Annotated in this window: 18 protein-coding genes; 7 read left to right on the top strand and 11 right to left on the bottom strand. The window is 66.3% G+C overall.

Annotated features, from left to right (window positions below; genetic code table 11):
• Positions 1-92: 92 nt before the first annotated feature.
• The 9 genes from tatC to DL238_RS07955 form a co-directional block, all read right to left on the bottom strand.
• Complete coding sequence (gene tatC, locus DL238_RS07995; protein WP_115491773.1) at positions 93-887, bottom strand: twin-arginine translocase subunit TatC; 795 nt, start codon at positions 885-887, stop codon at positions 93-95.
• A gap of 2 nt (positions 888-889) precedes the next feature.
• Complete coding sequence (gene tatB, locus DL238_RS07990) at positions 890-1354, bottom strand: Sec-independent protein translocase protein TatB (RefSeq protein WP_115491772.1); 465 nt, start codon at positions 1352-1354, stop codon at positions 890-892.
• A 26-nt stretch (positions 1355-1380) separates the two neighbouring features.
• Complete coding sequence (gene tatA / locus DL238_RS07985; RefSeq protein ID WP_115492834.1) at positions 1381-1641, bottom strand: twin-arginine translocase TatA/TatE family subunit; 261 nt, start codon at positions 1639-1641, stop codon at positions 1381-1383.
• A gap of 71 nt (positions 1642-1712) precedes the next feature.
• Positions 1713-2330: an SMC-Scp complex subunit ScpB gene (gene scpB, locus DL238_RS07980; RefSeq protein ID WP_181883865.1), complete on the bottom strand. Its 618-nt coding sequence runs from the start codon at positions 2328-2330 to the stop codon at positions 1713-1715.
• Positions 2327-3136, bottom strand: coding sequence for a segregation and condensation protein A (locus DL238_RS07975; RefSeq protein WP_115492832.1), 810 nt, complete (start codon positions 3134-3136; stop codon positions 2327-2329). The genes scpB and DL238_RS07975 overlap by 4 nt, the downstream gene beginning before the upstream one ends.
• Before the next feature lie 35 nt (positions 3137-3171).
• Entirely contained in the window at positions 3172-4194 is a 1023-nt protein-coding gene (gene nagZ / locus DL238_RS07970) for a beta-N-acetylhexosaminidase (protein ID WP_115491771.1), read from the bottom strand.
• Between the two features lie 118 nt (positions 4195-4312).
• A complete protein-coding gene (locus DL238_RS07965) occupies positions 4313-5254 on the bottom strand; it encodes an SPOR domain-containing protein (RefSeq protein WP_115491770.1) in 942 nt (313 codons plus the stop codon).
• A 2-nt stretch (positions 5255-5256) separates the two neighbouring features.
• Positions 5257-7002 (bottom strand): arginine--tRNA ligase, encoded by a 1746-nt coding sequence (argS, locus tag DL238_RS07960; RefSeq protein WP_115491769.1) that lies wholly within the window; start codon positions 7000-7002, stop codon positions 5257-5259.
• Positions 7003-7066: 64 nt separating this feature from the next.
• On the bottom strand, positions 7067-7717 hold the full coding sequence (locus DL238_RS07955; protein ID WP_115491768.1) for a hypothetical protein: 651 nt from the start codon (positions 7715-7717) through the stop codon (positions 7067-7069).
• 87 nt (positions 7718-7804) lie between these two features.
• Here DL238_RS07955 and ispH point away from each other — a divergent pair, with 87 nt between their 5' ends.
• The 3 genes from ispH to rnhA are packed head-to-tail and all read left to right on the top strand — an operon-like array spanning position 7805 to position 10216.
• Entirely contained in the window at positions 7805-8791 is a 987-nt protein-coding gene (gene ispH / locus DL238_RS07950; protein ID WP_115491767.1) for a 4-hydroxy-3-methylbut-2-enyl diphosphate reductase, read from the top strand.
• Between the two features lie 22 nt (positions 8792-8813).
• Positions 8814-9785, top strand: coding sequence for a homoserine kinase (gene thrB, locus DL238_RS07945; protein WP_115491766.1), 972 nt, complete (start codon positions 8814-8816; stop codon positions 9783-9785).
• The gene (gene rnhA, locus DL238_RS07940) at positions 9782-10216 is read left to right on the top strand and encodes a ribonuclease HI (protein WP_115491765.1); all 435 of its coding nucleotides are present in this window, start codon (positions 9782-9784) and stop codon (positions 10214-10216) included. The genes thrB and rnhA overlap by 4 nt, the downstream gene beginning before the upstream one ends.
• Here rnhA and DL238_RS07935 read toward each other — a convergent pair.
• Both DL238_RS07935 and DL238_RS07930 read right to left on the bottom strand, forming a co-directional pair.
• A complete protein-coding gene (locus DL238_RS07935; protein WP_115491764.1) occupies positions 10213-11310 on the bottom strand; it encodes an NAD(P)/FAD-dependent oxidoreductase in 1098 nt (365 codons plus the stop codon). The two genes, rnhA and DL238_RS07935, sit on opposite strands and share 4 nt — an antisense overlap.
• A gap of 9 nt (positions 11311-11319) precedes the next feature.
• Complete coding sequence (locus DL238_RS07930) at positions 11320-12318, bottom strand: alpha/beta fold hydrolase (RefSeq protein WP_115491763.1); 999 nt, start codon at positions 12316-12318, stop codon at positions 11320-11322.
• Positions 12319-12413: 95 nt separating this feature from the next.
• Between DL238_RS07930 and DL238_RS07925 the strand changes: the two genes are divergently transcribed.
• The 4 genes from DL238_RS07925 to DL238_RS07910 all read left to right on the top strand — a co-directional run bounded on the left by DL238_RS07925 (position 12414) and on the right by DL238_RS07910 (position 16370).
• Positions 12414-12905 (top strand): A24 family peptidase, encoded by a 492-nt coding sequence (locus tag DL238_RS07925; protein ID WP_115491762.1) that lies wholly within the window; start codon positions 12414-12416, stop codon positions 12903-12905.
• A gap of 143 nt (positions 12906-13048) precedes the next feature.
• Positions 13049-14119, top strand: a complete 1071-nt coding sequence (cpaB, locus tag DL238_RS07920; protein WP_115491761.1) for a Flp pilus assembly protein CpaB — start codon at positions 13049-13051, stop codon at positions 14117-14119.
• 20 nt (positions 14120-14139) lie between these two features.
• Positions 14140-15714 carry a type II and III secretion system protein family protein gene (locus DL238_RS07915; protein WP_407640843.1) on the top strand — a complete coding sequence of 525 codons (1575 nt, stop codon included), beginning with the start codon at positions 14140-14142 and terminating at the stop codon, positions 15712-15714.
• A 14-nt stretch (positions 15715-15728) separates the two neighbouring features.
• Positions 15729-16370 (top strand): CpaD family pilus assembly protein, encoded by a 642-nt coding sequence (locus DL238_RS07910; protein WP_115491759.1) that lies wholly within the window; start codon positions 15729-15731, stop codon positions 16368-16370.
• Positions 16371-16384 lie beyond the last annotated feature (14 nt).

Below are 16384 nucleotides of genomic sequence, written 5' to 3'. Positions count from 1 at the left end.
GCCTGTGGCGCCATGTATTGGCTAAGGACATAGGGAACGGCACTGTACGGGGAGTGCGCCGCATCGAGATCGCGCCGAACATGGCGCCGTGCTTAGGCGGACGTGGTCGTCTCCGGCTCGCTGCTTTCCTTGCCCCGCTCGCGCCGCTCGAGGATCAGCATCAGCAGCAGCGATCCTTCGAACAGCAGGTAGAGCGGCCCGGCAAGGATCAGCTGCGACCCTGGATCAGGCGGCGTTACCACGGCTGCGACTGCCACGACGCCGACGATCACGTAACGCCGTATCTTGGCCAGCGATGCGCGCGACACGATGCCGGCGCGCTCGAGCAGGAGCAGCAGCACCGGCAGCAGGAAACTGATCCCGAAAGCGAGGATGAACTGCATCACGAGGCTGAGGTAATCGCCCGCGCTGGGCAGTGCCTCGATCGGCAGGCCCGCCGCCTCGCCCTGGAAGCCGAGAAAGAAGCGGAATGCCGTCGGCATGACGACGAAATAGGCAAGACTCGCCCCAGCCGTGAACAGCACGGGGGTCGCGATCAGGAAGGGCAGGAACGCTTTCTTCTCGCGCGCATAGAGACCGGGCGCGACGAAGGCCCACAACTGGTTGGCGATCACAGGGAAGCTGACGCAGAAAGCCGCGAACAGCGCGACCTTCAACTCGACGAAGAACACCTCGTACAGCCTGGTATAGACCAGCCGTCCCTTCCCTTCGGGAAAAGCCTCGGCCAGCGGCCGCGCGAGGAAGGCGAGAATATCGTCGGCGAAGTAGAAACATACGCCGAAGGCCACCGCCAGCACGAGGACCGAGCGCAGCAGCCGCCCGCGCAGTTCCACCAGATGCTCCATCAGTGGAGCCTGGGTTTCGTCGATATCGCGCAGGATACCCATTCTCAGGCCTTGCCGTCTTTCTCGAGCGGGAGCTGCGGCTCCGCCCCGCTTTCGATGTCCTTGTCCACCGGACGCATGCGCGCTTCGGCGGATGCCGGGGACGGACCCTCATTGGGAACAGGATCGTCCGAGTGCGGGTCGTGTGAAGCAGAAGCTCGCGCCCCCTCCTGCTCATCTTGGGGGCCGGAAGCGTCGTCGGCGGGGGGGCTCGGCGGTAGCGGCGTCATTTCACCGGGGTGATCGCGCATGATCTGCGCGTTGCGCTCCTGCCACTTCTTTTCCATGTCTTCCATCTCCGCCTCGCGCACCATGGCGTCGATGCCCGCGCGGAAATGGCTGGAGACGCGCCGGATCTGGCCGATCCATCGGCCAGCCGTACGCATCGCCATCGGCATGTCCTTGGGGCCGATCACGAGAATCGCGACGATCGCGATCACCAGGATTTCGGCGGCGCCGATATCGAACATGGGCTATTCCAGCCCCTTTCTACCGATCAGGACGTACGGTCGGTGGTCTCGGCGGACTTGCTCTCGTTCACCGTTTCGCCCGCGGGCTTCGCCTCATGGGCAGGTCCTTCGATGCGCGCGGCAGGCTTGTCGTCCTGCTTGGAGTCATCGTCGTTGAGGCCCTTCTTGAAGCTGCTGACGCCCTTCCCGAAATCGCCCATCATTTCCGAAATCCGCCCGCGCCCGAACAATACGAGCACGACCAGCGCGACGATGAGAATTTGCCAGATACCGATTTGACCGAACATATGTGCCTCTGCATGACCTTGGGACTTGCTATAGGGATTGCCGGGCAGGACTTCCAGCGCTGCTGCGCGGATCATTGCTCAGGCGACGCATCACCCTCGTCCGATGGTTCGGCCATTTCCGCCTCGAAGGCCTCCTGCACGGGATCGAGCATGCCGGTGGCGCGCAATTCGTCGATTCCTGGCAGGTCCCGGCGCGATTCCAGGCTGAAGTGCCGCAGGAAATCTGGCGTCGTGGCATAGATCACCGGCCGGCCCGGCACTTCGCGGCGTCCCGCCGGCTTTACCCACCCCGCTTCCATCAGCACGTCGAGCGTCCCACCCGAGGTCTGTACCCCGCGAATCGACTCGATTTCCGCCCGGCTGACCGGCTCGTGGTAGGCGATGATCGCGAGCACCTCTGTCGCCGCACGGCTGAGCTTGCGCAGCGATTCGCGCTCCTTGCGCAGCAGGTGCGCGCAATCGGGTGCCGTCTGAAAGTGCCAGCGCTTGCCACGCTCCACGAGGTGAATCCCGCGCGGGGCATAGAATTGCGCGAGCCGCGCGAGGGCGGAGCGTACATCGGCCTTGTCGGCATCGCCCAGGTGGGTCGCGATCTGGTCTACCGTGAGGGCATCCTCGGTGGCAAACAGCGTCGCTTCCAGCGCGCGGTCTAGCGCACCGGGTTCGCCGTCGCTTCCCTGCCCGCTCACGCTTGTGCTCCGCCGCGAATACGGCGCAGGCGCAAGGGGCCGAAAATATCGTCCTGCGCGAGTTCGGCCCGCCCGGTCCGCGCGAGTTCCAGCGCCGCGACGAAGCTGCTCGCCATCGCCGACTTGCGCAGCTTGGCATCGGCTGCCGGTGGCAAGAAGTCGCGCAGCTCCATCCAGTCGAGCGTCACGCCCAGCATGGACGAAACGCGGTCGAGCGCGCTTTCGAGCGTCATCACCTGCCGGTCGCGCACGGTGTGAAGTGCCGGCGCATTGCGGGCCTTCACCTGCCCGTAAGCCCGGACGAGATCGTAATACTCCACCTGCCAGCTGATCGTGCGATCGGTCCGCAATCCCTCGGGCGCGCCGCGCAGGAAGACATCGCGGCCCACCCGGTCGCGGCCCATCAGGCGGCCGGCAGCCTCGCGCATCGCGCCCAGCCGCTGGAGCCGTAATTGCAGCCTCAGCGCCAGCTCCTCGGGGCTCGGGTCCTCCTGCTCGTCCTTGGGCAGCAGCAGCGCGGATTTGAGGTAGGCCAGCCATGCCGCCATCACGAGATAGTCGGCGGCGACTTCGAGTTTCAACTGCTCCGCACCGTCGAGGAAATCGAGGTACTGATCGACCAGCGACAGAATCGAGATTTCGCGCAGGTCCACCTTCTGCTTGCGCGCCAGTTCGAGCAGCAGGTCGAGCGGCCCTTCCCACCCGTCGAGCGCGAGATACAGCGCGCCCTGACCGGGACTGCCCGTGACGTCCGGCGCGGCGACACCGGCCCAGTCGTCGCTGCCCGCCGGCCCGAAATCGAGGATTGTGCCGCCTTCGGCCTCGGTCGAAGGGCGATCGATCACAGCGAGAGGCCCGCCGCCGCGAACAGCGCGTCGCGCTGCGCGCACAGATCCTCGATCACGGCGGTCTCGGAGGGCCGGGTCACGCTGGCCAGCGCCTCGTCCAGCCGGGCAGCGCTCTCGGTCCGGATCGGGCTGCAGGCTTCGGCGATGCCGACCATGTCGTCCATCTTCGCCCAGCAATTGAGCACGATGTCGCACCCCGCTTCGAGCGCGCGGACCGAGCGCTCGGGGATCGATCCGTCGAGCGCCTGCATGTCGATATCGTCGCTCAGCAGCAGGCCGTCGAAGCCGATCCGGTGGCGGATGATGTTCTCGACCACCCACGCCGACTGGGTGGCCGGGCGCTCCGCATCCCACTCGGTGAAGACGATATGCGCGGTCATTCCTATGCTCGCGCGCTGGGCGAGCGTCTGGAATGGGGCGATGTCGACCGCAAGCTCGGTATCCGGAGCCTCCACGCGGGGCAGTTCCTTGTGGCTGTCCGCAGTCGCGCGTCCGTGGCCCGGCATGTGCTTGAGGCAGCCGACCACGCCGCCCGCCGCCATCCCGTCGAGGATCGCGCGCCCCAGCGCCGCGACCTGCATCGGATCGGAACCGAGAGCGCGGTCGCCGATCACGTCGTCGGTCTCCGGACGAGCGACATCGAAGGGCGCGTGGAAATCGACCGAGATCCCCGCAGCAGCCAGCTCGGTCGCCATCGCCTTGCTGTTGAGGCGCAGCGCCTCGATGGCGGAGGCGGGCGCGCGTGCATAGAGTTCGCCGAACCGCGCGGGCGCGGGCCACCTGTGCCACTCGGGCGGGCCGAGCCGCGCCACGCGGCCGCCTTCCTGGTCGATCGAGACCAGTAGCCGCTCGCGCCCGTGAATCTCGCGCAAGGCATCGGTCAGTCGCCGCAACTGGTCCGCGTCCACGCAATTGCGCTGGAACAGGATGTAGCCAGCCGGGTCCGCATCGCGGAAGAAATCGCGTTCGTCGGCCGTGAGTTCGGGGCCGGAACAGCCGAAGATTGCTGGGGTCATGATCTTTCAAAAGTGGCCGCAAACCGCACCACCTGCAAGCCGCGCGCCCCGCGTGGCGGTGGAAAGCCGGGCGCAGCAGGCCTGCGCACCCGGGGTTCGATCACGTGTGCGCAGGTATCTACCGCTTGATCTGGCTCGCGACTCCATCTGCCTCCAGCGCGCTGGCGAGACGGCGAGCGGCGCTCATATTACCGGGCAGCGCCTGCAGGCGATAGACCGTGCCGATATCGGCTTCGCCGCGCACGATCCGGTATTCGACGCCCGACAGCGCGTCGGTCTGGCGGTTGAGCTGGCGCCAGCCTTCCCGCGCGGTCGCTTCGTCCCGATAGGCGCCGACCTGCACGGCAATGCGGTTATCGGTCGCAGCCGGGGTGCTGGGGCGTTCCGCCGGTTCTTCGACCGGGTCGGCTTTCGCGATCGGTTCGGGCGTGGCGGATTTCTCGGCGAGGCGGCCTTCGCGGCTTTCGCCCTCGCCCACGGCCGGCGCCATGTCGCCCGTGCCTTCGAAGGTCTTGCCGCCCGGGTCCTCGGGCCGTTCCTTGTAGGGTGTATCGGGCGCGGCAATCGTGCTGCCGTCGGCCTCCGGCTCGCCGCTGTCGCCGCGCTGGGTGAAGTACCAGATCCCGCCGACCAGCAACGCCAGCATGACCAGGCCGAGCACCACGAAACCGGTGACGCGCCATGCATCGACGCTTTCTACCTCGTCGTAGTCGGACGATTCGAGCCAGGGTAGGGCATCGTCGTCGCTGACCAGGCCAAGATCATCGTCCCCGGTCACAAGGTCTTCCTCGCCTTCGTCGATCTCAGTGTCCCCATCGGTCTCGTCCAGATCGTAAAGCTCGTGCCGATCTTCGGCCACCGTTCCGCCTTCGTCGGACCCGCTTTCCAGCGGCATGGCGGGCGTGTTTTCGACGTGCTGCTCCTCGGCCTGGGTGCCTTCTTCGGGCTCGGGAGCCTGCGAATCGCCCTGTCCTTCGTCCGTAGTCTCGACCGAGGCGGTCTCGTCCCCCTGCTCGCGATCCGCTGGATCGCGAATGTTCTGACCGTCCCGATCGACCATCGTCACATCTCCTCAACGGCCTCCACCCCGAGGAGACCCAGTCCATTGCGAACAACCTGACCTATCTGCGCGACCAGATAAAGCCTTGCCGCGCTAAGCTTGCGGTCCTGTGTCAGTATGACCCTTTTTGACGGATCATCGTTTCCGGCATTCCAGAAGGAATGAAACTCGGCGGCGAGGTCGTACAGATAGAAAGCGATGCGATGGGGCTCACGGGCCTGCGCCGCCGATTCGACCACCCGCGGATACTGCGCGGCCATTTTGACGAGCGCGATGTCGTCCGCGGTGAGGCTGTCCAGCGCCTCGTCCGACGGGGCGAGATCCTCTTCCGCCGCCTTGCGCATGGTCGAACGGATGCGGGCATGCGCGTACTGCACGTAGAAGACCGGATTGTCCTTGCTCGCCTCGACCACCTTGGCGAAGTCGAAATCCATCTGCGCCTCGGGCTTGCGGGTCAGCATGGTGAAGCGCACGACATCCTTGCCGACCTCGTCGACGACGTCCGCCAGCGTCACGAAATTGCCCGAACGCTTGGACATCTTCACCGGCTCGCCATCGCGCATCAGCTGGACCATCTGGACCAGCTTGACGTCGAAGGGGATCGGCTTGCCCTGCCCTTGCGAAAGCGCAGCCACGGCGGCCTTGATCCGCTTGACCGTGCCTGCGTGGTCCGCGCCCCAGATGTCGATCAGCGCATCGGCGTTCTCCGCCTTCTGCATATGATAGGCGAGATCGGCGCCGAAATAGGTCCAGCTGCCGTTCGACTTGCGGATCGGGCGATCCTGGTCGTCGCCGAACTGGGTGGAACGGAACAGCGGCAGCTCGACCGGCTCCCAGTCCTCGGGCGTCTTGCCCTTGGGCTTTTCCAGCTCGCCATCATAGACGAGGCCCTGCTCGCGTAGCCAGGCTTCGGCCTCGGCGGGCTTGCCTGCGGCCTGCAATTCGGCCTCGGAGGCGAAGACGTCGTGCGCGATCCCCAGCTTGGCAAGATCGGCGCGGATGAGATCCATCATCGCGGCGACCGCACGCGGACGGAACAGCGGCAGCCAATCGCTTTCTGGCGCGGCGGCGTATTGGTCACCGAATTCCTCGGCTAGCGCTTTGCCGACCGGAATCAGATACTCGCCCGGATACAGGCCCTCGGGAATCTCGCCGACCTCTTCGCCCAGCGCGTCGCGATAACGGACATGCGCCGAGCGAGCGAGCACGTCCACCTGGCCGCCGGCGTCGTTGACGTAGTACTCACGCGTGACCTTGTGCCCCGTCGCTTCGAGAAGGCTGGCCAGCGCATCGCCCACCACCGCCCCGCGGCAGTGGCCCATGTGCATCGGTCCGGTGGGGTTGGCGGAGACATATTCCACGTTGACGCGGTCGCCCTCGCCCAGCCCGGAACGGCCATAGCCATCGCCGAGCGTCGCGATCGCCCGTACCTCGTCGATCCACGCACGGTCGGCGAGGCGCAGGTTGATGAAGCCCGGGCCGGCGATGTCGGCGCTTTCGATATCTGGATCGCGGTTCAGATGGGCGACGATCTGCTCGGCCAGCGCGCGCGGATTGGTCTTGGCGGGCTTCGCCAGGACCATCGCGGCGTTGGTGGCGATATCGCCATGGGAGGGATCGCGCGGCGGCTCCACCGCCACATTCGCGCGATTCACGTCGGGCGGCAGCGTGCCTTCCATCTCGAGCGCGGAGAGCACGGCATCGATCCGCTCTGCATAAGCGGCATAAAGGGTCTTGGTATCGGACATGTGCGCCCGCTTAGCCGGTTTGGCCGCGCGAGCAAGAGAGCGCGGCCGGAACTCCAACGGCGGATCAGCGCGTGGCGTTGTAGGCCAGCTGTTCCTCGGAGAGCTGGAAGCCGACCAGCAGTTCGAAAGTCGCCGCCTGCACCGCGGCGCGCACTTCGGGATCGGACAGCGGATCGACCGCAGCATCGACATCCCCGGCGCGGCGCTCGCGAGTCACGCGGTTGCGCACGTCGTCGGGCAAGGTCGCGTCGGCGCGGTTGATGAACGCGCCCGCCTGCCCCTGGCCGACCGCACGATCCTGCCCGTCAGCGAAGGTTACGCTGACGGTGCCAACCCGCTTTGTGACGACCGAGCTTCCGCCGCGCAGTACGACGGAGAAGTACGGCAGCTCGACCGTGCGAGATCCCCGTGTATCGGCGCGACTCGCGTACACATCGAAGGTGGCATTCGCGTAGATGCGGTCGCCCGCTTCGTCGCAGGTGGTCCGCAGGTTGGTGATGCTCGCCTCGATGTCGAGGTCACTCGCGAGGCGGCTGTTCGGGGAACGGAAGGTGGTGATATCGCCGGTATAGTCCGGAATGCCCACGGCCGGGCACAGGCTGCGCACCGCCTGTACGCCCACGCCCTGGTCGACCACGAGTCTTCCTTCGTTGGAACAGCCCGCAAGCGCCAGCAGGGCGATGGCCGGGGTGATGTAGCGGACGGCAGGATGCATTATCGGTTCGGGTCCCTGATCGGTCTTGTTCGCAAACTCGTGCCGCGCACCTAGCGGCGCGCGAGCATAATGGCTAGATAGGGGTGCATGAACGCCGCCTTTCCCCCCGAGCAGTTGCGCAGCGACGCAAAGCTGGATCGCCCCGGCCTGACCATCCTGATCGCCGCGCCCCGCGGTTTTTGCGCCGGGGTGGACCGCGCGATCGAGATCGTGGAGCGTGCGCTCGAGAAATATGGCGCACCGGTCTACGTGCGGCATGAAATCGTCCACAACCGCTACGTCGTCGACGGCCTGCGCGCGAAAGGCGCGGTTTTCGTGGAAGAACTGGACGAAGTGCCCGACGATGCGCCGGTCGTCTTCAGTGCCCACGGCGTACCCAAGGAAGTGCCGGCCGAAGCCGAACGGCGCAAGCTTCTCTATGTCGATGCGACCTGCCCGCTGGTCAGCAAGGTCCACCGCCAGGCCGAACGCCAGCTGGAAAAGAAGCGGCACATCATCTTCATCGGACATGAAGGCCATCCGGAAGTCATCGGAACGATGGGCCAGGTGCCCGAAGGCACGATGACGCTGGTCGAGACGGTGGAGGATGTCGCGAACCTGCCCTTCGGCGAGAACGACGAGCTGTCCTTCCTCACCCAGACGACCCTGTCGGTCGACGATACGGGCGAGATCGTGAAAGCGCTCGAGGCGCGGTATCCGCAGATCGTGGCCCCCAAGGCGGAGGACATCTGCTACGCCACATCCAACCGGCAGGCGGCGGTCAAGCAGCTCGCCCCGGACAGCGACCTCGTACTGGTGATCGGTGCCCCCAATTCCTCGAACTCGCTGCGACTCGTCGAAGTTGCCGAGCGGTTCGGCACGCCGGCCAAGCTGATCCAGCGGGCGAGCGAGATCGAGGCTGGATGGCTCGAAGGCGTGGAGACCGTCGGGCTGACCGCAGGGGCTTCGGCACCCGAAACGCTTGTGCGCGAGGTGGTCGACAAGCTGGCCGAATGGCGCACCATCGAAGAGCGCCCGGTGCTGTTCACCGAAGAGAAGATGACCTTCAAGCTCCCGCGTCACCTGGTGGAATAGCGCCACGCGCGCATCTGCAACCGTGGCGGTCTACACGCATCTTTCCGCTGCCGAGATCGAAGCCTTTCTGAGCCGCTACGATGTCGGGGCCCTGCAATCGGCGAAAGGCATCGCCGAGGGAATCTCGAACTCCAACTGGCTGGTCGAGACCGAGCGTGATGGCGCATCGCACCGCTATATCTTCACGATTTTCGAAGCGCGGACAGATCCGCGCGACCTGCCGTTCTTCCTCGCATTGCTCGATCACCTTGCGGGAAAAGACCAGCCGGTGCCGCGCACGATCCATACGCGCGATGGCGAGCGCATGGTGGAGGTGCGGGGCAAGCCCGCCGCGCTGATCGAATTCCTGCCCGGCGTCTCGATCGACCAGCCGGGCGAAGACCACGCTCATGCCGTCGGCGCGGCGCTGGCGGACCTGCACGGTGCCTCGTCCGACTTCGCCCGTAGCCGCACGTCCGCGCTCTCGACACCCGCCTGTGTCGACATGCTGCGTGCGCAGGAGGACCGCTTTGCGCAGATCGATCCGGAGCTAACCGCCATCCTGCCCGATTGCGGCGCAGCGATCATCGATGCGTGGCCCCGCGACTTGCCGGAGGGCACGATCCACGCGGACCTGTTTCCCGACAATGTCCTGTTCCTGCAGACTTCGGTCACGGGCCTGATCGACTTCTACTTCGCGTGCACCGGCATGCTGGCCTACGATCTGGCTGTCACGCACGCCGCGTGGTGTTTCGATCTTGCCGATAACAGCTTCCGCCCGGAGATCGGAGCCGCGCTGATCGCCGGCTACGAAAGCCGCCGCGAACTCTCCTCGCGCGAGCGTGCGGCCCTGCCCGTCCTCGCGCAGGGCGCGTGCCTGCGCTTCGTGGCAACGCGCGTCGAAGACTGGTTCGCGACCCCCGCCGACGGACTTGTCCACCGCAAGCCCCCGATGCAGTTCGCGCACCGGCTTGCATTCTATCGCGAGGAAGGCGAGCGCGCTTTCCGATCATGAGTGACGTGCAGATTTTCACCGACGGGGCCTGCAAGGGTAATCCCGGCCCCGGCGGCTGGGGTGCGCTGCTGCGCAGGGGTGCGACCGAGAAGGAATTGTCGGGGGCTGAGGCCGATACGACCAATAATCGCATGGAAATGACCGCCGCGATCGAAGCGCTCTCGGCGCTCAAGCGGCCCTGCGCCGTCGATCTCTATACCGACAGCAAGTACCTGATCGACGGGATCACCAAGTGGTTGCCCGGATGGCAGAAGCGCGGCTGGAAGACCGCGAGCAAGGCCCCGGTGAAGAACGAGGACCTGTGGCGCCGGCTGGCGGACCTGAACGCGCATCACCGCATCACCTGGCACTGGGTGAAAGGCCATTCGGGCCATGCCGAGAACGAGCGGGTCGACAGGCTGGCCAGCGATGCCGCGGAGAGCCTGCGCTAGCCGAAGCGCGCAGGCGAAAAGCCGCGGGCGTCCAGTCCCTCGGTCATCGCATCGCGCGGCGCATCCAGGAAAAGCTGGCTCGCAAGGCGCGCGGCGGCGGGCGCGGTCTGGATACCGAAGCCGCCCTGCCCTGCAAACCAGAAGAAGCCGGGCACCTGCCGGTCCCAGCCATAGACCGGCTTGCGATCGGGCGCGAAGCTTCTGAGCCCGGCCCAGGTCCGCTCGATCTTCACGATATCGGCGTCAAGGACGGACCCGAACCGGTCGAGCGCCTGCGCGATCGTCAGTTCGTCGGGAGCCGCGTCAGCTGGCGGCACCGGCGTCTCGTCATGCGGGCTGAACCACATTGCCTGCGCGCTTTCGGGCTTGAAGTAGAACTGCCCCGAGATGTCGAGCGTCAAGGGGCCGCCGCGCGGCAGCGCGGGATCGGCGCGGACCTGCAACATGGTGCGCTGGAGCGGCTGGATGCCGAGCGGGTTGGCCCCGGCCAACTGGGCCAGCCCGTCCGCCCACGCGCCCGCCGCATTGGCAATCGCCGCGGCGCGAAACTCCCGGCCATCGCTTGCATGGAGCCGCCAGCCATCGCCACGACGATCGATCGCTTCGATGCGCGCACGCGTCACGAGGTCGACACCCGCATGCTTCGCGCTCTTGAGGTAATGCTGGTGGAGCCCCGCGACATCGATATCGGCGCAATGCGGCTGCCAGATCGCCTCGCGCCACTCGGCTCGCAGATTGGGAACATAGGCGTGCGCTTTGCCCGGTTGCAGCCGTTCGAACCGGGCGCCGCTGCCCGCGAAGCGCGCTTCGAACTCATCGAGCTTCGCGCTGTCCCGCTCCCGTCCGATATAGAGCGCGCCGCGCGGGCTGAGGAAGCCGCCATCCCTCAGGAATGCTTCCGACGCACGGCTGAGCGGGACTATCGCGGGTCCCCCATAGCATTCCTCCCAGAACGCAGCGGACCGCCCTGTGGTATGGTAGCCGGGCATGTCTTCCGCCTCGAGCAGCAGCACGCGCGCATGGGGCGCCACTTCGGCGGCAAGGCTTGCGCCCGCCATCCCCGCACCGATGATCGCTAGGTCGTAATCCGGCATGAAAACGATCTAGGAGCGGCGTGGCGCTTTGCGATCCAGGAAATCGGAGATGCCGTCCATCGCGCGCCCACGCACCTGGTCCACCTCGCGGAATATCTCGTGGTGCGCCTCGTCGCCGAAGGTCAGCAATTCACTGAAAGGCAGGCGCGCGGCGGCCCGTTCGATCGCGTCCCAGGCGACCAGCTGGTCGTTGGTGGTGCCGAACAGCAGGACCGGCACATCCACGCTCTCCAGCGCACCCTTCGCCTCGATCATCCGCAGCGACCGGATCGCGGCGGCAACCCAGCCCCAGCTCGCCGGCCCCATCGCCACGTCGGGACGCGCGTTGCGCCACCACAATTCGTCCTGATACCGCTCGACATCATGCGTCAGCAAGGCGCCGCGATCCTCGGGCAGCGCGCCGGGCTTCTCGCTCGTCTTCCACGCCGGACGCCGTGCATCGCCAAGGCGCGCCAACGTCTTCGATACCGGCTCCAACAGCCAGAGCGGGCCGGGCGTGCCCACGAGGCCCAGCATCGGCGCCGAAAGAACCGCCGCATCGGGTGCGACCCGCTTTTCGATCAGCGCGCGCAGCACGAGGTGCCCGCCCATCGAGTGGCCGACGAGCACGTGCGGCCCAGGTGTCTTGGCGATCCACCCCTCCCACAAATGCGCGAGATCGCGGGTCCAGATGCCGAAATCGTCGATATGGCCGGTGTGCGCGTCGTTGCCCAGGCGGCCCGAGAGACCCTGCCCGCGCCAGTCGCTGGCCGTCACATGCCAGCCGTCGCGGTGCCATTCGTCCAGCGTTTCGAGGTATTTCTCGTAGTGATCGCCCCGCCCCGGCAGGAAGAGGATCGAACCGCGTGCCTCGCTCGCGCTCCTCGCGGGCCAGTCGATCCGCCGGATTTTCTCGTCATCTGCCGCCTCCCAATGGGTTTCGGTGGCGGCGTCCGGAATGACACGGCGGTCGAAGGCCGGTGCATCGTTTCGGACCGGATTTCCGGCCGGGCTATCCTCTGGCTTCATCGCTATCTCGCGGCCCCCATGATCTTGGTTACTTTTTGGTAAGCGCCAACGCGTAGCACGGGTCCCCGAACGAGGGAGCCGGGGCACCACCTGACATGATCGATTACCTGCAATATGGCTTGCTGGCCGGACTGGCAATCGCGCTGGTGACGGCTGCGATTACCGACCTCAAGGCGCGGAGGATCGACAACTGGCTCACGGGTGCGGTAGCGCTGGGCGCACCGGTGTTCTGGTGGGCCAGCGGGCTTTCGCTCTGGCCCGGCGTGGCGCTGCAATTCGGCGTTGCGCTTTTGGCCTTCGCGATCCTCGCCGGCCTGTTCGCAATGCGCGCGATGGGCGGCGGCGACGTGAAGCTACTGACCGCGCTGGCCCTGTGGATCGCGCCGATGCTGTTCCTCGAACTGGTGGTGCTGATGGCGCTGCTGGGCGGCGTGCTGACGCTGGTATTCGGTGCATGGCACATCATGCGCCGCCGCAAGGATCGGCTCGCCATCCCCTACGGCGTCGCAATTTCGGCGGCCGGCCTGTGGGTGCTCGCTGCGCATTATTTTCCCGCTGCCGGGCAGGCGATCGGCCTCCAGGTCTAGCCACGCGAGATGCCGCGCGAACGCGTGTCCCGCAGCAAATGCCTGATTGCGAAGTGAACCCCATTTTAACCACTCAACCAATATGCACGGCAAGCATGTCGGCCACCGGTCGGCTCTGGATCGATCTGGGGAACTGTTAAGTCATGGATAGGAAGAAGCTCGTTCTGTTGCTGGCGGCGCTTGTCATCGCGGCAGGAACGGCCTTTATCGCGCGCAGCATGTTCGCCGGTTCGTCCGCTCCGGATGCGGTCGCGGCAGTCGCCCCCGAACCCACCGGGCCCCGCGTGCTCGTTGCCCAGCGCGGCCTGCCGGTCGGCACGATCATCACGCAGGATGCCATCGGTTTCCAAGCCTGGCCGGTTGAACTGGTGCAGGATGCCTATTTCATCGATGGCGAGGCGGACGTGACCCAGCTGCTGGGCACCGTTGTGCGCTATCCGATCACTGCCGGAGAGCCGGTGACGCAGGGTGGCCTCGTCGCACCGGGCGACCGCGGGTTCCTCGCAGCGGCGCTCGGCCCCGGCATGCGGGCGATCACCGTTCCGGTCAACGCCAACACCGGCGTGGCCGGTTTCGTATTCCCCGGCGACCGCGTCGACCTGATGATGACCCACGACGCCAATGGCTTGAAGGCGACCGAGACGATCCTGCGCAACCTGCGCGTGCTCGCCGTCGACCAGTCGACCGCACAGGGCGCGGCCGAAGGCCAGACCGTCGCTCGCCCCTCCAGCACCGTCACGCTCGAAGTCACGCCCAAGATCGCCGAGAAGATCTCGGTCGCACAGACCGTCGGCACGCTCAGCCTTTCGCTGCGCTCGATCGCCGACAATCCGAGCGACCTCGAACGCGCGCTCGCCTCGGGCGCGATTTCCATCCCCGACGATGCGACGCCGGAAGAGGAAGAGCGGCTTCTGGCGCGCGCACGCGCCATGCCGAGCGACACCGCCGCATCCTACGTCACCGGATCGGATGTCTCGCGTTTTGCGATCCGCAGCGCCCAACCCCAGCAACAGGAGCAGTCTGCCCCTCCCGGGCCGGTCCAGCCCAATCCCGTGCCGATGGCCCGCCCCGACGGCGCACCGGCGCCCGCCGCGCCGAGCGGCCCGCAGGTCCGCGTCACGCGCGGCCAGGCAACCACGGTTGTCGGCGCAGGCCGGACGGGCACCGTCAAGACCGACACTGCGCGAGTGGCCCCGATCGAGGGGCGCGACTGATCATGAAAAAGGCCAACCCAATGACCGCCAAGCTTAGCACAGTCATGCCTGCGTCGGCACGCGCCAGAAGGCGCGGCCTGCGTCCGGCGCTGCTCGGCGCCGCGCTGTTCGCAGCTCCGCTCGCCGCGATGCCGACCATCGCTGACGCGCAGTCGATCATCCGCCCGACGCAGGATGTCGTGCTGTCGATCGGCAAGGGCGAACTGGTCAATATTCCCGGCCAGATGGCCGATGTGTTCATCGCGAACGACACCATCGCCGATATCCAGGTGAAATCGCAGAGGCAGCTCTACCTCTTCGGGAAGTCGGGCGGCGAGACCACCGTCTATGCCAGCAATGCCGCAGGCGATGTGATCTGGGCGGCGAACGTGCGCGTCGGATCCAATATCGGAAGCCTCGACCAGATGCTGTCGCTGGCGATGCCCGACGCCAAGATTTCCGTCGCGACCATGGGCAGCAACACCGTCTTGCTGACGGGCACCGTCGCCGCGCCCGAAGATGCGGCGGAGGCCGAGCGACTGGTCGAAGCCTTTCTCGGCGATGAAGCCAACGTGATCGCCCGGTTGAACACTGCGACGCCGCTGCAGGTCAACTTGCAGGTCCGCTTCGCCGAGGTCAGCCGTTCGCTGGTACGCAATCTCGGGGCCAACCTCGCCACCTTCGATGGAACGAACGGTTTCCAGTTCGGGGTTGCCCGAGGGCGCAATTCCTTTCCCCAGTTTACGCCGGGAGGTAGCGGCACCTTCACCGGTTTCGACAGTTCGACGCCGGGCACCTCGCGTGTCACTCGCGGAGGTGACACTACGATCGCTGGCCTGGGCAATCTGTTCGGCCTCGACATCGGAGCCGCGCTGGACCTTGCCGAAACGAACGGCCTCGTCAGCACCCTCTCTCAGTTCAACCTCTCGGCGCTGTCGGGAAATACCGCAGACTTCCTGGCCGGGGGTGAGTTTCCCATACCCATCAGCCAGGGGCTGGGCGCCACCTCGGTCGAATACCGCAACTATGGCGTCAAGCTGACTTATACGCCCACCGTCCTTTCAGACGGGAGAATATCGATCCAGGTGGCCCCCGAAGTGTCGGAGCTGTCCGCACAGGGTGCGGTCCAGCTCGACGGCGTGCAGATTCCCGCGCTGATAACGCGCAGGGCATCGACCACGGCCGAGCTGGGTTCGGGTCAGAGCATGATGATCGCCGGATTGATGAGCAACAATTCTCAGAACCTGATCGACAAGGCCCCGGGGCTTGGCGACGTGCCGATCTTGGGCAACCTCTTTCGATCGACCGAATTCCGCAAGGGCGAGACCGAACTGGTCATCGTCATCACGCCTTATCTGGTGAAGCCTGTGGATGCGAGCGACATCCGACTGCCCACCGACGGCTACAACAGCCCCGACGTGCTGAGCCAGCTGGGCTTCAAGGAAACCGTGCGCGAGAATGGCGAAGCGGTGCGTCCGATGCCTCGCGCCAGCGAGCGTCAATCCACTGGCCCCGGTATCTCCCAAGCGCCGCAGCGCGGCGAACGCCGCGCCGGCAAGCAGCGCCGCAAGGAACGCAGCGCTTCGGCCGCGCCCGGCTTCAGCATCAATAATTGAGGGAACCCCAGGCCATGACCAATCGCAAACGCATGATCGCCGCCATGTTCGCCTCCGGCCTCGCCCTGTCGCTCGGTGCGTGCAGCGGCGATCTCAACCGCTCGGTCTACAGCACCAACCAGCCGGTGGTCGAACGCACGAATTACACGCTCGACATCGCAGCCGGACCGGGCGGCGTGCCCGTACCCGAACAGCGCCGGCTAGCCGGCTGGTTCGAAGCGCTCGACCTGCGTTACGGCGACCGGGTCTCGGTCGAGACCGACAGCGCCAGCCCCGCAACTGTCGATGCGGTAGCCGCGATCGTCGATCGTTACGGCCTGCTGCTGAGCGACGAGGCCCCCGTGACCGAAGGTTTCGTCGAACCGGGCAGGACCCGCGTCGTCGTGACCCGCTCGGTCGCGAGCGTGCCGGGCTGCCCCGACTGGTCCGACGATTACGATGGCAATTTCGCCAACGCCACGAGCCGAAACTACGGCTGCGCCACCAACAGCAATTACGCGGCGATGGTCGCCAATCCGGAAGACCTCATCCGCGGCCAGACCAGCCATGGCAGCGCCGGCGTCAGCGGCTCCAACCGCGCGATCGAGGCCTATCGGAGTGGCGGCGCTCCAGCGTCCGGCAGTGGCACAAGCGCCACCGCCGGCGGACCGGACTGAGCCAGAAATTCGAA

It is taken from the genome of Alteriqipengyuania lutimaris (assembly GCF_003363135.1).
Classification (GTDB): domain Bacteria; phylum Pseudomonadota; class Alphaproteobacteria; order Sphingomonadales; family Sphingomonadaceae; genus Alteriqipengyuania; species Alteriqipengyuania lutimaris.
This window is presented reverse-complemented; position numbering and strand designations above follow the sequence as displayed.